Annotated in this window: 21 protein-coding genes, 1 pseudogene and 2 other annotated features; of the genes and pseudogenes, 6 read left to right on the forward strand and 16 right to left on the reverse strand. The window is 36.5% G+C overall.

The features are described from left to right. Positions 1–176: 176 nt before the first annotated feature. Together I6L50_RS27590 and I6L50_RS27595 are read right to left on the reverse strand one after the other, a co-directional pair. Positions 177–569 (reverse strand): annotated as a pseudogene (locus tag I6L50_RS27590) (hypothetical protein); the annotation flags it as partial. Beyond that, a complete protein-coding gene (locus tag I6L50_RS27595) occupies positions 570–1,145 on the reverse strand; it encodes a histidine phosphatase family protein (protein WP_219303563.1) in 576 nt (191 codons plus the stop codon). It lies immediately after the preceding pseudogene. 169 nt (positions 1,146–1,314) lie between these two features. Here I6L50_RS27595 and I6L50_RS27600 point away from each other — a divergent pair, with 169 nt between their 5' ends. Together I6L50_RS27600 and I6L50_RS27605 are read left to right on the forward strand one after the other, a co-directional pair. Next, positions 1,315–1,653, forward strand: a complete 339-nt coding sequence (locus tag I6L50_RS27600) for a phosphoglycerate mutase (RefSeq protein ID WP_219303564.1) — start codon at positions 1,315–1,317, stop codon at positions 1,651–1,653. A gap of 72 nt (positions 1,654–1,725) precedes the next feature. After that, positions 1,726–1,848: a DUF4023 domain-containing protein gene (locus I6L50_RS27605; protein WP_000071861.1), complete on the forward strand. Its 123-nt coding sequence runs from the start codon at positions 1,726–1,728 to the stop codon at positions 1,846–1,848. Positions 1,849–1,892: 44 nt separating this feature from the next. Here I6L50_RS27605 and I6L50_RS27610 read toward each other — a convergent pair whose 3' ends face one another. Beyond that, a complete protein-coding gene (locus I6L50_RS27610; protein ID WP_098635926.1) occupies positions 1,893–3,131 on the reverse strand; it encodes a TolB family protein in 1,239 nt (412 codons plus the stop codon). 229 nt (positions 3,132–3,360) lie between these two features. Here I6L50_RS27610 and I6L50_RS27615 point away from each other — a divergent pair, with 229 nt between their 5' ends. The 3 genes from I6L50_RS27615 (at position 3,361) to I6L50_RS27625 (ending at position 8,898) form a co-directional block, all read left to right on the forward strand. After that, complete coding sequence (locus I6L50_RS27615; RefSeq protein WP_219303565.1) at positions 3,361–6,108, forward strand: S8 family peptidase; 2,748 nt, start codon at positions 3,361–3,363, stop codon at positions 6,106–6,108. Between the two features lie 70 nt (positions 6,109–6,178). Beyond that, positions 6,179–6,407 (forward strand) — a binding site (T-box leader). A gap of 51 nt (positions 6,408–6,458) precedes the next feature. Beyond that, positions 6,459–6,686: a binding site (T-box leader), on the forward strand. A gap of 162 nt (positions 6,687–6,848) precedes the next feature. Next, a complete protein-coding gene (locus tag I6L50_RS27620) occupies positions 6,849–8,603 on the forward strand; it encodes an aromatic amino acid hydroxylase (RefSeq protein ID WP_113935616.1) in 1,755 nt (584 codons plus the stop codon). Further along, positions 8,584–8,898 (forward strand): 4a-hydroxytetrahydrobiopterin dehydratase, encoded by a 315-nt coding sequence (locus I6L50_RS27625; RefSeq protein ID WP_002167644.1) that lies wholly within the window; start codon positions 8,584–8,586, stop codon positions 8,896–8,898. Before I6L50_RS27620 ends, I6L50_RS27625 begins: the two co-directional genes overlap by 20 nt. A gap of 16 nt (positions 8,899–8,914) precedes the next feature. On the opposite strand, the gene I6L50_RS27630 is transcribed toward I6L50_RS27625, so the two are convergent. Together I6L50_RS27630 and I6L50_RS27635 are read right to left on the reverse strand one after the other, a co-directional pair. Then, positions 8,915–9,772: a VOC family protein gene (locus tag I6L50_RS27630; RefSeq protein ID WP_002015247.1), complete on the reverse strand. Its 858-nt coding sequence runs from the start codon at positions 9,770–9,772 to the stop codon at positions 8,915–8,917. A gap of 21 nt (positions 9,773–9,793) precedes the next feature. After that, complete coding sequence (locus I6L50_RS27635) at positions 9,794–10,198, reverse strand: DoxX family protein (RefSeq protein ID WP_002015248.1); 405 nt, start codon at positions 10,196–10,198, stop codon at positions 9,794–9,796. A gap of 156 nt (positions 10,199–10,354) precedes the next feature. Between I6L50_RS27635 and I6L50_RS27640 the strand changes: the two genes are divergently transcribed. Next, positions 10,355–10,900 carry a helix-turn-helix domain-containing protein gene (locus I6L50_RS27640; protein ID WP_002015249.1) on the forward strand — a complete coding sequence of 182 codons (546 nt, stop codon included), beginning with the start codon at positions 10,355–10,357 and terminating at the stop codon, positions 10,898–10,900. Positions 10,901–10,939: 39 nt separating this feature from the next. Here the strand turns inward: I6L50_RS27640 and I6L50_RS27645 are convergent, their stop codons facing one another. The 11 genes from I6L50_RS27645 to I6L50_RS27695 all read right to left on the reverse strand — a co-directional run bounded on the left by I6L50_RS27645 (position 10,940) and on the right by I6L50_RS27695 (position 21,348). Beyond that, positions 10,940–11,317, reverse strand: coding sequence for a hotdog family protein (locus I6L50_RS27645; protein ID WP_219303566.1), 378 nt, complete (start codon positions 11,315–11,317; stop codon positions 10,940–10,942). Between the two features lie 109 nt (positions 11,318–11,426). Then, complete coding sequence (locus I6L50_RS27650) at positions 11,427–11,885, reverse strand: GNAT family N-acetyltransferase (protein ID WP_002015252.1); 459 nt, start codon at positions 11,883–11,885, stop codon at positions 11,427–11,429. 57 nt (positions 11,886–11,942) lie between these two features. After that, entirely contained in the window at positions 11,943–12,470 is a 528-nt protein-coding gene (locus I6L50_RS27655) for a GNAT family N-acetyltransferase (RefSeq protein ID WP_219303567.1), read from the reverse strand. A 294-nt stretch (positions 12,471–12,764) separates the two neighbouring features. Next, positions 12,765–13,160: an ankyrin repeat domain-containing protein gene (locus I6L50_RS27660; protein ID WP_113935622.1), complete on the reverse strand. Its 396-nt coding sequence runs from the start codon at positions 13,158–13,160 to the stop codon at positions 12,765–12,767. Beyond that, the gene (locus tag I6L50_RS27665; RefSeq protein WP_219303568.1) at positions 13,127–13,945 is read right to left on the reverse strand and encodes an ABC transporter ATP-binding protein; all 819 of its coding nucleotides are present in this window, start codon (positions 13,943–13,945) and stop codon (positions 13,127–13,129) included. The genes I6L50_RS27660 and I6L50_RS27665 overlap by 34 nt, the downstream gene beginning before the upstream one ends. Next, the gene (locus I6L50_RS27670) at positions 13,932–14,960 is read right to left on the reverse strand and encodes a FecCD family ABC transporter permease (RefSeq protein ID WP_113935624.1); all 1,029 of its coding nucleotides are present in this window, start codon (positions 14,958–14,960) and stop codon (positions 13,932–13,934) included. Before I6L50_RS27670 ends, I6L50_RS27665 begins: the two co-directional genes overlap by 14 nt. Before the next feature lie 5 nt (positions 14,961–14,965). Beyond that, on the reverse strand, positions 14,966–15,913 hold the full coding sequence (locus I6L50_RS27675; protein WP_002015260.1) for an ABC transporter substrate-binding protein: 948 nt from the start codon (positions 15,911–15,913) through the stop codon (positions 14,966–14,968). Positions 15,914–16,060: 147 nt separating this feature from the next. Beyond that, positions 16,061–16,297: a YrhC family protein gene (locus I6L50_RS27680; RefSeq protein WP_002034123.1), complete on the reverse strand. Its 237-nt coding sequence runs from the start codon at positions 16,295–16,297 to the stop codon at positions 16,061–16,063. A 126-nt stretch (positions 16,298–16,423) separates the two neighbouring features. Continuing rightward, positions 16,424–19,027 carry a bifunctional acetaldehyde-CoA/alcohol dehydrogenase gene (adhE, locus tag I6L50_RS27685; protein WP_219303569.1) on the reverse strand — a complete coding sequence of 868 codons (2,604 nt, stop codon included), beginning with the start codon at positions 19,025–19,027 and terminating at the stop codon, positions 16,424–16,426. A gap of 260 nt (positions 19,028–19,287) precedes the next feature. Further along, entirely contained in the window at positions 19,288–20,421 is a 1,134-nt protein-coding gene (locus I6L50_RS27690) for a bifunctional cystathionine gamma-lyase/homocysteine desulfhydrase (RefSeq protein WP_219303570.1), read from the reverse strand. Positions 20,422–20,424: 3 nt separating this feature from the next. After that, a complete protein-coding gene (locus I6L50_RS27695) occupies positions 20,425–21,348 on the reverse strand; it encodes an O-acetylserine dependent cystathionine beta-synthase (RefSeq protein ID WP_002015265.1) in 924 nt (307 codons plus the stop codon). Positions 21,349–21,355 lie beyond the last annotated feature (7 nt).

Genomic DNA, 21,355 nt, shown 5'->3' on the forward strand with positions numbered 1-21,355 from the left:
TATAATAACATTAGTTACTTACTTTTAAAACGTTAATCGTGAATAATTTGTGACATACATAAAAAACATTACATACTAACGTTTATATAGTAACTTTTATTACCTGTAAAAACTTGAACATATCATACCACAGGTGATAATCATTTTCATTGAAGAAAATGTAAAAAAACTGTGAGTTAAATGTGAAACGCATTCATTCGAATATAGAATAAATCCGTTTCATATTGTTTATATACTCGAAATGTACATGTCTCCTCATCGGTTAATCTCGCTTCTCGAACAACTTCTTCTAACGTTTTGTCATGGTTAATAAACCCGTAAAATAGGCGTATTGTAAACATAAGTGCTACATTTCCATCTACATAATCTATCAATCCAACATATGATTTTACACCACTATGTAAAAAGGATTCTACTAGTTTCAACTCCCCAAACTTATACCAACCATTTACAATATGTGTAATATGCAATTTTGCATATTACTTAATTTCTGCTACGCTAAAGTATACTCCCGGCCCATTTAAGTCGTACACATCTTCTCCTAACTCTTCCATTACAAATTTTCTCTCCTATAAGTCCATTTCATATATACCCGTTTCTTTCAAAAAATCAGCTCTAGTTAAAGCGACTTTCTGTAAATATTGCCTATACGCTGTAATTGTTCCATCGTGTGCAACGATACAAATTTTTTCTGCTTTTAACCGATAGCACCAGTGCAGAAATTCATCTACTATTTGCTGAAATTCCATCTCCGAGATGATATTGACTCCCTCATTCCATAACAATTCATTTCTACTTTCTTCTAATGAAAAATGTGGAAATAAATTTTGTATTATCTTTCGATCTAACAATTGATCGCACGGTAATGTTTTGGCGGATTCCCGATAAGGAAAAATACGCGGGGATATATATGGGTGAACAATTTTTTGACAAGCAACTTCCGCACTCCATATTGTCGCAGTTTGTAAAGTTCGAAGTGTAGGACTAGCGATTAATATATCCTTTTCTTGTAATGGTACATCGCACTGAAGCAATTTAGCCTGCTTCTTTCCCACGCCCGTCAATGGCGGATTCACTGCTTGTAAACTTAATGGTAAATCTTTCGTATGTTCACCTTCACCATGCCGAACAAAAATAAGTTTCATTCTCCTCTTCCTCTCACTAGGAAATAGTCTCACATATTTCTTCCCTATTTTTTTCTTTACTCCTGCTATTTTAAAAAGCAGAATGTAAAAAGTGTTTGGCACCAATTTTTGAAAAATATTACAATTATATATGTAAAATACTTTTTACAATAAGAGGAGGATTACAAATATGAAATGGATTATCGTCTTTATGGGAATGATCATATGGGGATACATAAATGGCTTTTTTACTAGTGATAAAACTGCTAATCCTTGGATTACAGATGATGAGCGTGAAACAAAAATTAAACAAAAAGCAATTATCGCAAGCTGGTCTGGTGTTTTCATATTTTGTATCATTAACCTCTTAAACAAATGGTTAAGTTTAGGAACGAGCGATACATCACCTTACTTACCATCTTCTGTCGCAACTATTTTAAAAGAAAATGTAGAGTTACAAGTTTTACTTATATTATTCATTACATATGGCATATTTTACGTATACTACCGAAGAAAACTAAGCGCTTAACTTTTATCTCATGATTATCCTCCTAAATGGTTATAGTAACTAGGACGCAATGAAAAAAGGAGAGATATAAAAATGAGTAACTCAAATGACTTTTTAGATACATTACATGAAAAACAAGCAAAAGATGAACAAAATAGAAAGCGCCAAGGGAACGGAAACCCTGCGAAAAAAAAGCCAAATAAAACACATAAATAACATTGAAAAACCTGCCTAAAAATTATATTTTAGGCAGTTTTTTTTTACTCGTCTTTAACCGAAACGACATCTTCCCAATTCCATTTCTCATAATACCACTCTGGCACATCTATATTTTCAATCCACTTCTTTTCATGTTTTCCATCGCTATGAGCAAGCCATACATCAGCTTTCTTACGATTTGAACGGAGCCACATTAATTGGTTGCTTTTCTTACTAAAAATAGGGTTATAATCGCCTTGGCTATTTGATGGCTTTGTAATTTGATGTTGTTCATCTGTTGTACTATTTATTTCATATAAAGATGGTAGTGGTCTTTTTTCTAGAGGGACCGATAGCTCTGCTTCCTTTGCCCTTGAAACGATAATTACATTATCGTTCTTCCATGTGAAATCCCAATCAACATAGCCTTTTGGAGTAAATGTATTTTGCTGGAGAGCCGGCAATTCTTTTATTTTTAAATGCTTATTCTCTAAAGCCACTCTCCCACTTCCTTCAATATAGGCTAATATATTCTTTGATGGCGCCCATTTGAACCATTGTGTGTTTAATAACATTTGATCTACTGTTTCAAAACGACTGCCCTCTGCTCGAATTAAGCAAAGGGTATTACCATCAGCTGACAAAGAAGCTGTTGGTACTGCCAAAAACGAAATCCATTTTTGATCTGGCGACCACTTAAATCCACTTCCAACTAATGCTAAAAAGTCATCATGCTCATTCGGTAGTGCATATAAATGTTTCATCTTATGAGGATTCATATTTGCATCCTTTTGTATTTCATATAACTGAGCACCTGTCCATCCTGTTGGAAGCAAGTACGCTTCTGATGATACAAGAAACTTCTTACCATCAGGATACCATGCATAGTCACCTACACCATTAGCTACGTTTTCAAAATCTGCTTTCTTTTTTTCAGCATCAAATGTATTTAATGTGCGTGCAAATACAAATGCAATTATATTCTCTGTTGGTGACCATTGATAATTCGATGCTTCTGATTGAGATGGCGTAACTTTCTTTCCATCTTTCAGCCGATACAGTTCAAAGTGATTTCGCTTCTTTCCTTTTGCATATGCAAGCCATTCTCCATTGTGTGACCATTTCGGCCCTGTTATGTACTCTCTTTTTGTAATTTGTTTTTCTTTTTCACCGACTTTAATCCATAGATTATGATTACGAATAAAGGCAACTTTTACTCCATTGTTTTCTGCGCTAGTAATAGAACTTGAACAGAAAAAAAGGAACAAAATCACGATTCCACTTACTATAAACCTTTTCATATAGCACCCCCATTTCCCCCTTTAGCATTCCTCATATTCCGCTTACTATATGCAAATATTATCCATTCGACATAATTCCAAAAAATTTCCCAAGAAATTTTTAATTCAAAGAGGTTTGGTATGAATTATGTCGAATGTATAGTTTAGCCAACATCCGTTCCTATAATTAACGATAAAAATGTAATATTTATTTTCGGAAAATTGGCACTTTTTATTAGGGGGAGTTTCAATGAAGAAAACTACATCAACACTATTAAGTATGGCGCTCGTCTTTTCGAGCTTTGGAGCATTAAGCGCCCATGCTGAATCACTGCAAAAAGAGAAGCAATTTAGCCCACAGTTAAAAGCAAATATTGAACAATGGGGAGAAAACAAAATCGCGCAAAATGTTGAAACAAAAACATCAAAAGAAATTTCAGTTATTGTAGAATTGCAACATGCTCCACTCGCTTCACAAAGTAACATTCAACATGCTCCGGACCTACGAAATAGCAATGTGCAATCATACCATGCACAACTAAAAAAAGCACAAGAGGATACAACAAAGAAAATAAAAGAAAAAGCACCGAAAGCAACCATAAAAGAAACGTATAGTACGTTATTTTCTGGATTTTCTATTTCTATCCCAGGGGATCAAATTGCCGCTCTAGCTTCTTTACCTGAAGTAAAAGCAATTTATCCGAACTTAACATATAAATTACATGAAACGTCAAAAAGCCTAGCAGATCAAGAAACACCAAACGTTGGAGGCCCTACAGTTGGTGCACCTGAAGCTTGGAATTTAAAAGATCCGACTGGCAAATCCCTTGATGGAAAAGGGATGAAAGTCGCTATTATCGATTCAGGTGTCGACTATACCCATCCTGATTTACAAGCAAATTATATCGGTGGCTATGATACAGTCGATGAGGATAATGATCCGATGGATGGAAACGTTCACGGTACCCATGTTGCAGGAATTATTGCTGGTAACGGAAAAATAAAGGGGATTGCTCCGAATGCTTCTATACTTGCTTACCGTGTCATGAATGATGGTGGTACTGGTACGACCGAAGATATTATTCAAGGTATTGAGCGCGCTATTCAAGATGGTGCCGATGTTTTAAATCTATCTCTTGGTCAAGATTTGAATGTACCTGATCAACCTGTAACAATGACGTTAGAACGCGCAGCAAAACTTGGTGTTACTGCGGTCGTCTCAAATGGAAATGATGGACCAAAACCTTGGTCTGTTGACGCTCCTGGTAACGCAAGTAGTGTCATCTCTGTTGGAGCATCTACAGTATCTATTCCATTTCCAACATTCCAAGTAGCTGGTTCCAATAAATCTTACCAAGGATTACCGTTATCAAAAGCAGACTTCCAAGTAGGAAACGATGCTCAGCTTGTCTATGTTGGCTACGGTAATTCAAGTGATTACGCTAAACAAGATGTAAAAGGTAAGTTCGCCCTTGTTTTACAAGGAACTTCGAGCACATTAGTAAAAGCAGAACAAGCGAAACAAGCTGGCGCTCTTGGCGTGCTACTAATTTCTAACGAAAAAGAAATTAATATTATGCCCGAATATTTTGCACGTGAAGATGTAGCTCTTCCAGTTATGCAACTATCAAATACAAATGGCGAAGAGTTAAAAACTTTAATTACAAAACGAAAGAAAAATATAAAAATTGGACAACCAAAGCAAACAGAACTTATTGGTAACTTTAGTTCAAGAGGACCATCACAAGGTAGTTGGCTTATAAAACCTGATATAGTTGCACCTGGAGTGAAAATTACTAGTACAGTGCCGAGAGGTGGCTATGAATCTCACGACGGAACAAGTATGGCTGCGCCACAAGTAGCGGGAGCCGTTGCCCTGCTGCGTCAAATGCATCCTGATTGGACGACAGAACAATTGAAAGCAGCTCTTGCCAACACTGCAAAAACATTAAAGGATGTCAATGAAAATACATATCCTGTCATGGCACAAGGATCTGGTTTAATTAACATTCCAAAAGCAGCCCAAACAGATGCATTAGTGAAACCTAACAATGTAAGTTTCGGTCTTATTAAACCAAATAGCGGAAAAGTGAAGTTAACACAAAATATTACGTTACAAAATCTTTCTAACAAAAAGAAAAACTTTTCAACTCGCATTGAATTACTAGATACAAAAACAAAAGTCCAGACTTCTTTCTCTTCTTCTATTAGTGTGAAACCTAATAGTAACATTGAAAAGCCTTTTACTATTACTGTAGATAGCTCCTTACCACAAGGTGTATATACAGGAAATCTATATGTGAAAGAGCAAGGGAAGACTGAAGAAATGCGTATTCCATTTACGTTTAGCATTGATCCGAAAGAATACAAACGTATTGATGGTCTTGAAATCGTTAATTCTACTTTTAGTCCAAATAATGATGGAATACTAGATGACAACCTGATCAATTACTATTTAGTTACACCAGTGGAGGATGTAACATTTCACGCTAATTTAATTACGAAAGACCGTGTAACATATCAAGGCATGATACATCAAGGTAAAAACGAAACACCTGGTTATAAATCTTTCAAATGGAATGGTACGAAAACTGACGGATCTCCTCTACCTGATGGCTTATACCAAATCGAAGCTGTTGCTTCTAACTCTGGTGGAGAAACAAAGCAAACAGGAGCTGTGTTTGTCGATCGTACTGCACCGAAATTATCGTCTGAAGTAGATCAAGAAAACCTCGTAATTAGAGGTAAAGTAGATGATATACTTTTGGATTGGATGGCAGAATCCGGATGGGTTGCTCCAGGACATCCCGTAACGATACAGTATGAAATTAACGGAAATGGAGCATGGGAAAGTGCATACCTAAATCCTTGGGAGAAAAACTATGAAATTTATTTCGATCGTAGTCAATTACAACAAGGAAAGAATACAATTCATATTGTAGCAACCGATGCGGCTGGAAATAAGTCTAATTTAAACGTCGATTTAGAAGTGAGATAATAAAATTATTGTTGACAAGCTTTTAAATATAGTTTTATAATACAAAACATAGTTTAGTTGAACGAATTATATATCGGCTTTGAAGGAATACTAGTAGCGACTTATATCCCTGTCTCAGAGAACTGATGGTTGGTGCGAATCAGTACATATACAAGCGTGAATTACAATTCTGGAGCTTCTTTCCCGTAATGCTTTTTATGCATGAAGAGAAAGACGGATCTTTCCGTTATCTTAAAGTAAGTGGTAAACAATTAATTGTTTACAAATAGGGTGGTACCGCGATTTTTATCGTCCCTATCGGATTTTCCGATAGGGGCTTTTTTGCGTCCTTCCCTTTTAAATAACTTCATATATACGCGTTGAAAGAATCGCAGTAGTATCTTGTATCCCTGTTTCAGAGAGCTAATGGTCGGTGGGAATTAGCACATATATAAGTACGAATTACAATTCTGGAGCTTCTTTTTCGTAGTGCTTTTATGCATGAAGGAAAAGACGGAATTTTTCCGTTATCATTAGTTGAGATGTAAGTATATTTTCACTTACAAATAGGGTGGTACCGCGATTTTTTCGCCCCTATCGGATTTTCCGATAGGGGATTTTTCTATTTCTCACGCAAACAGTTGTTAAAGAATTTCGAATGTTATGATAAAATTTTATAAGCGCTTACAATTCTGAAAGGAGGTGGTACAAGCTATACAAAACTGGTATTCATTTTTATAGAGAAAAAGGAGGACGTCTAAATGACAAAGAAAACAGAAATTCCATCACATTTAAAACCATTCGTATCCACACAGCATTATGATCAATACACACCGGTGAATCACGCTGTTTGGCGTTACATTATGAGACAAAACCATAGCTTCTTAAAAGATGTTGCTCATCCATCCTATGTTAACGGACTACAATCATCTGGTATTAATATAGATGCAATTCCAAAAGTAGAAGAAATGAATGACTGTTTAGCACCAAGCGGCTGGGGTGCCGTAACGATTGACGGTCTTATTCCCGGCGTCGCATTCTTCGATTTTCAGGGGCATGGATTACTACCAATCGCAACAGATATTCGTAAAGTAGAAAATATCGAGTATACACCCGCTCCTGATATCGTTCATGAAGCTGCAGGCCACGCACCGATTTTGCTTGATTCTACATATGCAAAATATGTGAAACGCTTTGGACAAATTGGAGCGAAAGCTTTCTCCACAAAAGAAGAACATGATGCTTTTGAAGCCGTTCGTACATTAACGATCGTAAAAGAAAGCCCTACTTCTACACCTGAAGAAGTTGCAGTTGCTGAAAATGCTGTAATCGAAAAACAAAACTTAGTTTCTGGTTTATCAGAAGCAGAACAAATTTCACGTTTATTCTGGTGGACAGTGGAATACGGCTTAATCGGCAATATAAATGATCCGAAAATTTACGGTGCTGGTCTCCTTTCCTCTGTCGGTGAAAGTAAGCATTGCTTAACAAACGCTGTAAAGAAAGTCCCATTCTCAATTGAAGCTTGCACCGGGACAACTTATGATGTGACAAAAATGCAACCACAGCTATTTGTTTGTGAATCATTTGAAGAATTGACTGAGGCCCTTGAGCAGTTCTCTACAACGATGGCATTTAAAACAGGTGGCACAGAAGGATTAGAAAAAGCAATCCGCTCCGAAAATCATGCTACAACTGAGCTAAGTAGTGGATTACAAATTACGGGTACATTTACAGAGGCAATTAAAAATGATACTGGTGAAGTTATTTACACACGAACAAGCTCACCAACTGCATTAGCAATTCATAATAAACAACTAGCAAATCATTCTACATCTGTGCACAGCGATGGATTCGGGACACCAATCGGATTACTAGATGGAGATATTGCATTAGAAAATTGTACAGAAGAACAATTACAATCATTAGGCATTACAATTGGAAGCAGTGCAGAGTTTACTTTTGCAAGTGGCATTCATGTAAAAGGAACAGTAACAGACATTGTAAAGAATGATAAAAAAATTGCTCTTATCTCCTTTATAAATTGTGCAGTTACTCATAAAGATCGCTTATTATTTGATCCTTCATGGGGAGCATTTGATATGGCTGTCGGCTCACAAATCACTTCTGTATTCCCAGGAGCGGCAGATGCGGTTGCATTTTTCCCGATGAATGAAGAAGTACAAGAAACGCCTGATCCACTTGTACTGAATAAGCTTGAACGTATGTATCAAACAGTTCGAGATATACGTAACGATAGTATTTTACACGATACTCATACTGATCAATTAATAGCTATTCAAGAAGTATTAAATAAATTTTATCCGAAAGAATGGTTGCTTCGTCTTGAAATTTTAGAATTGCTTTTAGAACATAACAAAGGTCACGAAGCATCAGCAGCATTATTACAACAACTTTCTACTTTCACAACTGAAGAATCTGTAACACGTCTTATTAACAATGGTCTTGCGTTACTGCAGGTAAAGGATGTGAAAAATGATGCTACGATTAACTAATGAAGAAGTACAAGAGGAATTAACAAAGCTGGATAAATGGACAGTGAAAGATGAAAAATGGATTGAAAGAAAATATATGTTTTCCGACTACTTAAAAGGAGTCGAATTTGTCTCTGAAGCCGCCAAACTATCAGAAGAACATAATCACCACCCATTTATCCTTATCCAGTATAAAGCAGTCATTATTACTTTGTCATCATGGAATGCAAAAGGTTTAACGAAACTAGATTTTGACCTTGCAAAGCAATTTGATGAACTATTTTTACAAAATGAAAAAGCTATTATAAGAAAGTGAAAAAAGAGAAGCCTTTTTAGGCTTCTCCTTTCACTTTAAAATGTATACAATGTCCAAATGGATCCTTGGCCTGTAATATTCCATCTTTATACGTAGCAACTACGCCAATATATTTTAAACTTTCACACACTTGCTCTTTTTGTTTTTCATCTGCTAGTACAATTGTGAAATATTTCAAACCAACGGAATTTGGCATTTGTGGTGGTATACCTTCACCCTGCCATGTATTTAAACCGATATGGTGATGATAACCACCTGCTGATACGAACAACGCTCCATTACGAGCTGGAATCGTTACATCAAAACCAAGGCCATCAACATAGAAACGTTTCGCTTCTTCTAAGTCAGCTACATGTAAATGAATGTGTCCCATCACAGTACCAGCCGGGAACCCATTCCATGTACTTCCTTGCTGTAATAATCCTTCGCCGTCTAACGGGTTACTAACAAATGGTAACTCTCCATTTTCATCATGCCAAACTTCTTTTTGGCGATCATGATAAATTTCAATCCCGTTTCCATCTGGATCAGCTAAATAAAGAGCTTCACTAAAGTAATGGTCAGCCCCACCATGTAATGGGTGTACTCTCTCAACAAAATGACGAAGAATATTTGCTAAGTCTTGTCTGTTTGGTAATAAAATTGCATAGTGATATAAACCAGTTCGACCTCTTTGCTTCGGAAGAGCGTCTTCCTTTTCTTCTATTATGAGAAGTGGCTCATTGTCCTCATTACCAAACGTAACGATTGTACTTTTTTCTTCCAGTACCTTCATACGCAATACTTCTGTATAAAACTCTAGCGATTTCTTTAAATTTGATACATATAAATGAACAACCCCAAGTGTTGTTTCGGGATGAAGTGGAAAGCCCATTTTGTTATACCCCCATTTTAATTAATTCTTCTTTAACATTTTCTCTTTTAAGAAATTATCTACAAAACCATTAGCTTTCGCAACAAATAAGTAAGCACCCATCGCTAATAATGCAAGTTCTAACTCAAATCCAGGATTTTTCCCGTCTCCTAACAAACCAGCTGACCATTTTACTTTCACAATCGCTCCAACCATAACAAGTGCAAATAATAAGCCAATATACCTTACGCCTAAACCTAGAATTAACAATAGACCTCCAACTAATTCAACTGTTGCTACACCGTATGCAAGTCCTCCTGGTAAACCAATGCTTGTAAACCACCCTGCAATATTGTCAATTCCTGATTGGAATTTTGTTAAACCGTGCATAAAGAACGTTACCCCTAACACGATACGAATAATTAAGTTACCAATATGTTGATTCATTTCTTTCTCTCCTTTATAGTTTTGTTATACAAAACTTTTATTTACATTACAAAACATACACTAATTATTTTTATTCGTCAATTCATTTTTCATGAGAAAAAATATTTTTTTTTTGCTATGATACAAATAGTTGTTTACAAAAAGGAGCATGATTTTATGAATATCGGTTCTGCGATTCGTGAAATTCGTCAACGTAGAGGAATTACGATTGCCCAAATTTGTGAAGGAACAGGTCTTTCTAAAGGCTTTATGAGTCAGGTTGAAAACAATAAAACATCACCATCTATCTCAACTTTAGAAATGATCGCTAATTTTTTAAATGTTCCCCTTCCATATTTATTGTTAGAACAAAAAGATCGTTTGAAAATTGTGAAAAAAGAAGAGCGTAAATACAGTGTGTATGGAAAAGATGAACAAAGAATTGAGCATGTTGCGGAGCAAGGTGGTCTCCGCCTATCTCTAGTAGAAATTTCTGCCGGATTCCCGAAAGAAAACTCACCAAATGCTCATGAAGGTGAAGAGTGTCATCTTGTATTACGCGGAAAACTAGAAGTTCAACATGGAGAAGATATTGCGATTGTAGAAGAAGGTGATTCTTTCTCTTGGAATGCATGCGTTCCTCATATTGTTCGCAATATAGGTGAAGAATCTGCATTATTACTTATCTCTAGTCATGCGGAAAATCGAAAACGTGTTTACTAAACGATAAAAAAGAAGCCTGTTTCGTAACAGGCTTCTTTTTTATTCCCTTATAATTCCATAACTCATCCCAACTAGTACGGTCTTTTCATGTTGATTGCGATAAACTGACTCAATTGAAACTTTTTTATATCCTTCCATTTGCTCAATATTTGTTAAAGTTAATTCACAAGTAATCGTATCCCCTGTAAAAACTGGTCTAATAAACTCACTTACTAATTCCCTCGCTATGTAATGTAACTCTTCGCCTACTTTCGTCCCAATGCTAGCAGTCAATAAACCATGGACCATTAATCGTCCATTCTCATCATATTCCATATGATGTCTACCTTTATCGCCTGTAATATTTGCAAATTCAAAAACTTCTTCCTCGGTAAATCTTCTTTCGTATTTAAATATATCTCCAACTTTTACATTCATTTTTATCCCCCGTTAATAAACTGAATTTTCTTTTATTTTATCACAAAATGAGTCTCAGTTCAGTTTATATTATTAAAATAGCAATCCTTTTTCTTTATTACCTTATAAGTTATCGATGCCCTTCCTTTTTTGCCACTTGATACCCATAGTACGCACATGTTCCATTTCTTGATAACTCTCTTACTTCAAAATCACAACTTCTATAAAAATCAAAATTGTTAGCGGACGTATGCGCAAACCAATCGCCATGCGGAAGCTTTTGTAAACAAAGAGCTACAAGTTTCTTACCTAACCCTTTCCCCCTATACTCACACTTCACAACTAAATTTACTATGTTAGCAACCATGATTTGATCAGAAATCACTCTAACCATCGCGACCATTTCTTCTTCATCCCAAATTGTGAAAGCCCATGTTGAATTTTCAAATGCAATCGTAAACTTTTCAATTTGCCAAGAAGGGATATTATCATTACTCCAGCCAGCATCTTCAAATAATGTCTTAATCGCATATGCTGGCACTCCATTCGTTCCTTCACGAATAATTAGTCCATTATGATAAATATACATGTAATCCCTCCCTTTATTTTTATATACCATTCTCCAAAAAATGCAATTCACCTTTTTTCATCCAACCCGCTTAATGGAATAAACGAGAACATCCATCTCATGAAATGAAGTTGTTTTCTCATAACTAAGCCCTGTTTTTCTAGCAACAAATATTGAAGCTGGGTGGTTCGGATTAATAAGTGAAATTAATTTATTCATTTGTAATGCTTGAAAACCATAGTCTCGAAATGCCGCCGCAGCCTCTTTCGCATACCCTTTCCCCCAATACTTAGGAAGTAGCCAATAGCCAATCTCAATTTCCTCCTTTCCATCTACCTTCTGCTTGACAAGTCCTGCATGACCAATTCTCATCCCTGTTTCCTTTTCAATCATTACAAATAAACCGAGACCATTTTTATAATTTGGAAGTACCCTCTCCTCCAAACTTTTTTTACATTGCATAAATGTTTTTAACGTTCCATTTCCAATATAGCGCATTACCTTCTCATCCCCCCATAAAGAAGCATAAAATGGTAAATCATCCATTGTATATTTGCGAAATTGTAAGCGATCTGTATGGAACACTCTTTTATTCACTCCCATCATTTTGAACCTCATTACATAACAACATATTTCAAACTACGTAAGTGTTGAATAATTCATATCAAGAAAGTTACCAAAAAGAAAGAAAATTCAATCTTATGAAAGTGTATTATATCAAAAAAAAGCAGTAGACAAAAGAGTGTCTACTGCATCCATATCATAACTAGTATAAAGAAAACTACAATTGAGGGGGTGTAGGATTTTCAAATATACTAGATACTTATCCCGTTCTAACGGGCGGTAAACCTTCCAATCTTTTGAGTGGAAAGTTTACCGCACATAAGAACTTTGCGGTCATTAAGAAAGCACTGTTAAGTACTCAAATACACGCTGAGCTTTTTCTCCACCCATTCGTGCATGTTGAAGAAGAGTGATGCCATGTGGGCCAGATGCACGTAATGCTTCTGGTTGTGCTACTAAAATGGCTTGTACGACTTCAAGTTCACCAAGCATAGCTGCTGCAAAAATATCCATCCGAGCTCCCTTTTCCAGTAAGTAAAGAGCAATATCTTTACGGCCTACATGGGCCGCTGCTCCTAAGGCACTTTCCCAATCTGAGCCACCCCAATTATAAGAAGCATGAAGTAAGCTTGGTGATTCGGCCAAAAGCTCCTGTACTCTTTCTAGATCTCCGTGAGCTGCCATAACAAATTCCCTTACTAACTCAGTGGTAATACGCTCGTCTGTTTGCATCTCTCTTCTCCCTTTTCACAAATTCGTTTCGGTGTAAAAAATGGCTTGTCACTCCCTTGGAATATATCAACTTCAATTCCAAATACACGCTGAAACATTTGATGACATAGTACTTCTTCTGGCACACCATCATACTGAATCTTCCCTTGTTTTAATACGAGTAAACGATCGCTATATTGAGCTGCTTGGTTAATGTCATGTAAAACCATTATAATTGTCATACCAAACTCTTCATTTAATCGTTTCACAAGTTCCATTACTTCTAACTGGTGAACGATATCCAAAAAGGTTGTTGGTTCATCTAGCAATAAGACATTTGTACGTTGTGCAAGCGTCATTGCAATCCAAGCACGTTGCCTTTCTCCTCCTGATAAGGATTGTAAAAGACGATATTCATACCCTTCAAGCTTTGTAACAGACAATGCCCAATCAACAATTTCTTCATCTTCTTTATTTAAGCGACTACTCCATGATTTATGAGGACCTCTTCCGAACTCTATTAGTTCTTTCACTGTTAAATCTAATTGATGATCGTGCATTTGTGGTAACATCGCTAATTGCTTCGCTACATCTGCACTCTTCATCATATGAATATTTTCCCCATCTAAAATGATGTCTCCTTCGCTTTGCTTAAGTAGCCGTGCTATTAAACGAAGCAAAGTAGATTTCCCCGATCCATTCGGACCGATTAAACTAACGATTTCCCCAGCTTTAATATGTACATTCATATTTTGCATTTGAAATCTTTCAGAATGTGCGTAAAACACTTTGTTAACGGAAATCACGTTGTTTTCCTCCTCTATGGATTAAATATAAGAAGAACGGACCACCTAAGAAGGACAATAAAATACCAACAGGCAATTCGATTGGATCGAACCAACTTCGAGCTATCGCATCCGCAAAAACAAGTAATATCCCACCGCCAAGGCATGATAATGGCAGTAAATATTTATAGTCATTTCCAACTAATAAACGTAACATATGCGGTACAACAAGACCGACAAATCCAATAAGACCAGAAACACTAACTGCTATTCCAGCTAACATTGTACTTACTACTATTAAATAAAACCGACTTCTTTCCACGTTATATCCTAATAGTTTTGCCATTTCATCCCCAAGCATTAATACTCGAATATGTTTAATACCGAAGAAAGCTAATATAATAGCGAATATCGCATAGTAAATAATCATATTTAAATGTGCCCAACTAACACCACCAATACCACCAGCTAACCACGGTAAAACTGATTGTACTTTGTCGCTATGTAATAACATTAGCGCTGAAGTCGCTGCACCAATTAAGGCGTTTATTGAAACACCTACTAATACAATTCGTGAAGGTGGCGCCCCCCTTTGCCATGATAGTGCGTAAATGACCATTGCTGTAATAAAAGCTCCTAAAAACGCTCCTAGTGGTAAGAATGCCATATGTTGAGGAAATAAAATCATGATTATAATTGCTACAAGACCTGCTCCTGATGAAACTCCGATAATTCCAGGATCTGCAAGAGGATTTCTCATAACCCCTTGCAATAATGCTCCTGATGCAGCTAAACACGTTCCTACTATAAAACCAACGAGCACTCTCGGTATACGAAGATCCCATACAATTCGATGAACTGTCGAACCTTCATCTTGTATACCTTCTATAATGTCTCGTAAAGAAAAAGATAAGCTCCCTGCAAAAAGGCCATAAAAAAGACCTAGAACAGTTAATACGACTAAAGTAACTGTTATTATCCACCTTTTTCTCGCAAAAGGATGTTCCTTTTCTCTTACTATTTCACTACTCTCCATACTTATCATTTCCTTACATCTTGTATACTTTTATACATAAAGTCCATCGCTTCTGTAACTTTTGTCCCAGGATTTGATCCAAATAAATCTGGTGGTAAAATAACTACACGATTTTGTTTTACTGCATCTAAATTTTTCCATGCTTCATTTTTCATCATTTCGCCTTCAAATGCTTTTTTCACACTATTGGGATCTCCATGTGTAATTAAATAAATCACATCTGGATTTGCTTCGATAATACGTTCTACACTTAGCTGTGCATATTGCGGATACTCTTTCATTTCTGGAAAACTAGCTGCGATATTTTTCCCGCCTGTTTTTTCTAAAATATCCCCTGATAGAGATGTTGGTAATGCTGCTAAATAAGTGCCTGGTGCTCCATAAACTAGCAACGCTTTAACGTCACTCTTTTTCTCATATTTCTTCATTTGATCATTAATTTTTTGGTTAAGCTCTTTTGCTTTATCTTCTTTCTTCATTACTGTTCCATACATTTCAATACCCTTTTGAATATCTTTTACAGAGTTGGCTGAAGAAATGATTACTTTTGTTCCTTGTCCTTCGACCGTTGGAATATTCTTTTGGAATCCATTGTTAGCAACAAGTACATCCGGTTTTAAACTAGCAATTTGCTCAAAATTCGGTTGATGTGCATTCCCGATTACTTGTGCTTTCTTTAATTCCTCTGGGAGAGTTAATTTTGTATCAGGACGACCTACTATTTTTCCACCTAAAGCATGAATAATATCCATGTCTCCCATACTCAACGTAGCAAAACTTTCAGGAACTTTATTGAATGTTATCTTTCTGTCTGAGAGATCGGTAATTTCGATTTTGTCTGTTCCTTTGTCTGTTTTTGTTGCGGATGCTTTTTCGTTTTCTTTTGCACTGCAGCCTATTAATAAGAAAAAAATAGATAAGATCGCTGTGAACAGCGTAATAGATTTGTTCATTCTTTCACCTCTAATTGATAATAATAATCATTAACTACTATTCTACTTTAATTGATAAGGATTATCATTGTCAATATGAAACGCATACATTTTCTACAAAAATGAAAAAACGCTACAAAAAGATTTCTTCTTTTCGTAGCGCCCTATTTAACAATTTTCTTCATATTCGCTCTCCTCTAATTGATCACGCATCGTTCTAACACGCTTAAAGAAGAAAAAAGCAAGAACTAAAAATACAATAATACTCCCCATCATAACAAAAGACTGTACCATACTTTTTATTCCACTTGGAATTAATAAACCGATCATTAAAAATGTACTTATAGCTAAAAGTACTTGTGCAAACCGGGTATAATCTGCTATTTTTTCTTGTAATTCTTTCATCTGCTTATCACTCCCATCCTCACTTTATCACATTCTATCAAGCTTAAAGACAAGTAAATAGAACCAATCTGGGAGATGTTTTCCAAAGTAAAAAAGAGCCGCTTACTCGCGGCTCTTTTTTATCTATTATACGCCTTTATATGCTTCCATATAGATTTCTTTCAGCTCTGAAATGAGCGGTAATTTTGGATTAGCTGTTGTACATTGATCTTCAAAAGCTCTTTCTGCTAATAATCCAACAACCCCTTCAAATTGGTCTTTAGCAACTCCTTGTCCTGCAATACTCATATTTATATTTAAGCTTTTTCCAAGCTCAATAATTGCTTGGACGAGTGATTCCACACCTTCTGCCGCCGAACTTGCTGGAAGCCCGAGCATTCTCGCAATATGTGCATAGCGTTCATCAGCCACAAAGTGCTCATATTTTGGGAACAATGCGTGTTTTCTTGGCTTAATAGCATTATAGCGAACTACGTGCGGCATAAGAATTGCATTCGCACGTCCATGCGGAATATGGAATTCCGGTCCAATTTTATGCGCTAAACTATGATTAATACCTAGGAAAGCATTTGCAAATGCCATCCCTGCGATTGCGGAAGCATTATGCATTTTTTCTCGTGCTTCTTCATCATTTCCATCTTTATATGCTCTCGGTAAATATTTAAATACGAGATCAATTGCTTTTAATGCTAAACCATCAGTATAGTCATTTGCCAGAACAGACACATACGCTTCAATTGCATGTGTTAATACATCCATACCAGTATCTGCCGTCACATGAGGTGGTACTGTCATTACAAATTGCGGATCAACAATCGCTACATCTGGTGTTAATTCATAATCCGCAAGCGGGTATTTAATATTATTTTTCTTATCTGTAATAACCGCAAATGGCGTCACTTCTGATCCCGTCCCTGATGTTGTTGGAATGGCAACAAATTGTGCTTTATTTCCCAAGTTCGGATACTTACATGTACGTTTTCTTATATCTAAAAACTTCTGTTTTATTCCATAGAATGTCGTTTCTGGGTGCTCATAGAATAGCCACATCCCTTTTGCTGCATCCATAGCTGAGCCGCCACCAAGCGCGATAATTACATCTGGTTTAAAGCTTTTCATCATGTTCGCACCTTTAAATACAGTTTCATCTGATGGATCTGGCTCAACTTCAAAGAAAACTTCAACTTTCACATCATTTGCATGCTTACGTAAATAGTGCGTAACTGTATCTACATAACCGTGCTCAACCATCCCTGGATCCGTTACAATAAATGCGCGGGAAATGTTAGGCATGTTTGCTAAATATGCTGTCGCATGTTTTTCAAAATAAATTTTGGGTGGTAATTTGAACCACTGCATATTCTTTTTTCTATTTGCCAACCTTTTTATATTTAATAAATGAGTCGCCGTTACGTTTTGGGAAACTGAGTTTTTCCCGTAGGAGCCACAACCAAGCGTAAGTGATGGAATAAATCCATTATATATATCACCAATTCCACCTTGTGATGAAGGTGCATTTACAATGAGACGGCAGGCTTTCATACGTAACCCAAATTGTTTTTGTACTTCTTTATTTGTAGAATGGATAACCGCTGAATGCCCTAGGCCACCAAGCTCTAACATCTCTTCGCAATATGTAAATCCTTCTTCTAATGAATTTGCTTTTACACAAGCTAACACTGGGCTCAGTTTCTCACGAGATAGTGGATACGCTGCTCCGATGCCTTTAATTTCAGCTACAAGCATTTTTGTATGTTCAGGTACAGTAATTCCTACTAATTCAGCAATATACTGTGCTGATTTCCCGACAATATCACTATTTACTGCACATGTATTTTCATTAATAACAAGCTTTTCTAATTTCTTTCTCTCTTCCTCTGTTACAAAATAACAATTATTTGCAATCATTTCTGCTTTAACATCATTATAGATTTCCTTATCTACAATGATGGCTTGTTCTGACGCACAAATCATACCGTTATCAAATGTTTTCGATAAAATCAAATCATTAACAGCACGTTTTACATGTGCCGATTTCTCTATATAACATGGTACATTACCTGGCCCTACACCTAGCGCGGGTTTACCAGTAGAATAAGCCGATTTCACCATACCAGCCCCTCCAGTTGCTAGAACGAGTGCGACACCATCATGGTTCATTAATTGTTTCGTTGCTTCCACAGAAGGTCTTTCAATCCATTGAATACAATGCTTTGGTGCGCCAGCTTTCACTGCTGCATCATATACTGTTCTTGCCGCTGCAACGGAACAGTTTTGTGCAGAAGGATGAAATGCGAAAATAATTGGATTTCTCGTTTTTATCGCGATTAATGCTTTAAACATTGTTGTCGATGTTGGGTTCGTTACTGGCGTTACCCCAGCTACTACACCGACAGGCTCTGCGATTTCTATTATTTCTTCATGAGGATCTTCATGAATAATTCCTACCGTTTTATCTTTCTTTATACTATGCCAAATATATTCAGTGGCAAAAATATTTTTAATGCATTTATCTTCATATACGCCACGGCCCGTTTCTTCAACAGCCAACTTCGCAAGCCGCATATGTTGATCGACACCCGCAAGCGCCATTTCATGAACAATGTTGTCAATTTGCTCTTGTGTAAAACTTTCTAATGCTTGTAAAGCTTTTTGACCGTTATCTACTAACGTATCAATCATCTCTTTTACCTCTTGCATTTCATTTACAACTTTCTCTTTGACTACCATGTAAATTTCCTCCTATTCTGCTATCTTGGACTTCATAAGTCCCTACAGGTCATAAAAAGTCCCGATTAGCGTAAAAAAATAGAGTTACCTTCCTACATGAATCCCATCACTTGTGAAACATTTCACAAGTTTGTTCGTGAATAACATTTCATGAATTCAATATACATGAAATCATTTCATTTGTGTATGTCTAATTTGTGAAATGTTTCACAAATTAATATAGTAAAAATGCACTGCTCTATATTAGCAGTGCATTTTTACTATGCTAGTGCTTGTGCTAAATCTTCAATTAAATCTTCTCCATCTTCAATACCAACAGAGATTCGAATTAATGTATCTGTAATTCCTAATTCTTTACGGCGATCTGCTGGGATTGATGCATGTGTCATTTGAGATGGGATAGAAATTAAACTTTCTACTGCTCCTAAGCTTTCAGCAAGTGTAAAGTATTGTAACTTCTCAAGTACTCTATTTAATGTTTCTTCACTATCTACATCGAATGAGATGATTGCACCAAATCCGTTCGCCTGTTCTTTTGCTAATTCGTGATTTTGATGTGATTCAAGACCTGGATAATATACTTTATTTACTTTCGGATGGTTATTTAAAAACTCAGCAATTGCGCGTGAATTTATTTCATGCTCCTCCATACGAATTCCTAATGTTTTTAAACCACGAAGTAGTAAGAAGCTGTCTTGTGGTCCAAGAATACCTCCTGTTGAGTTTTGTACAAAGTGAAGGTCTTCTGCTAATTGCTGGCTATTTACAACTACTAGGCCTGCAACTACGTCACTATGTCCTCCTAAATATTTCGTTGCACTATGAAGCACAATGTCTGCTCCTAAAGAAATTGGCGACTGCCAATATGGCGTCATGAATGTGTTATCAATAATTGTTAATAAATCTTTCTCTTTAGCAAGAGCAGATATTTTCTTAATATCAGTAATTTTTAGTAATGGGTTCGTTGGTGTTTCTACATAAATCGCTTTCGTATTTGGACGAATCGCTTCTACAACTTCCTCTAGGTTTGTTGTATCTACAAATGTATGCTCAATACCGAAGCGGTTTAATACTTTCGTAATAACACGGTACGTCCCGCCATAAACATCATCTGTTAAAATGACGTGGTCACCTTTTGAGAACAACATAATTGTTGCTGTAATAGCAGCCATTCCTGAACCAAATGCAAATCCAGCATGACCGTTTTCTAATACAGCAATCATTTCTTCTAAAGCTGCACGTGTTGGATTGCCTGTACGTGAATATTCATATCCTTGATGCTTACCAACTGCTTCTTGTTTGTACGTACTTGTTTGATAGATCGGTACGTTTACAGATCCAGTTGAAGGTTCTCCTATGCGAATACCATGAATTAACTTTGTCTTTGCTCTCATTTTTTATTCCCATCCTTTGTATATGTCTTTGCTTAAATAGCGCTCACTACTATCAGGAAAAATCGTTACAATATTTGTACCTGGTGTTGCTTTCTCTGCCTCAAGTAAGCTCGCATGAAATGCTGCTCCTGAAGAGCTTCCAACGAGAAGTCCTTCTTTTTGCGCTAATTCTTTCACTCGTAAAAATGCATTTCGATCAGAAATCGTATGAATTTCATCAAAATAAGATGTTTTCAAAAATGGTGGAATGAATTCAAGACCAATACCTTCTGTTTCATGTGAACCAGCTTTACCACCATTTAAAATAGAGCCTTCTGGTTCTACAATAACCGTTTTAATATCAATATTTTTCTCTTTCAAATAAGATGCAGTTCCCATAAACGTACCGCCAGTTCCTGCCCCTGCAACAAATATGTTAATCTCTCCATTCAGTGCCGACCAAAGTTCAGGTCCTAGCGTTTTAAAATAAGCGCGAGGGTTTGCTTCATTCGCAAACTGACTTGGAGAGTATGAATTCGGTATTTCATTTACTAACTCTTTCGCTTTTGCAATTGCGCCGGTCATTCCTTGCTCAGTCGGTGTATGCACAACCGTTGCACCTAGCGCCTTCATTAATTCTTGCTTTTCAACACTAAATTTCTCTGGTACACAAACGATGACGCGTAAATCATGTTGTAACGCTGCAAGTGCCAGTCCAATGCCAGTATTTCCAGCCGTCGGTTCAATAATTGTTCCGCCCTGGGTAACAAGCCCTTTTTCTAGTGCATCTTCAATTAATTCTCTTCCTAAACGATCCTTAACGCTTCCGCCTGGGTTGTAAAATTCAAGCTTTGCAAATAAACGGACTCCTTCTGGAAGTGAAAAACGCGTAATTTCTACAATTGGTGTATGACCAATCAATTCATGAACGCCACGATATACATTCATCGTGTTC

This window comes from Bacillus sp. FDAARGOS_1420, from assembly GCF_019344915.1.
GTDB classification, from domain to species: domain Bacteria; phylum Bacillota; class Bacilli; order Bacillales; family Bacillaceae_G; genus Bacillus_A; species Bacillus_A mycoides.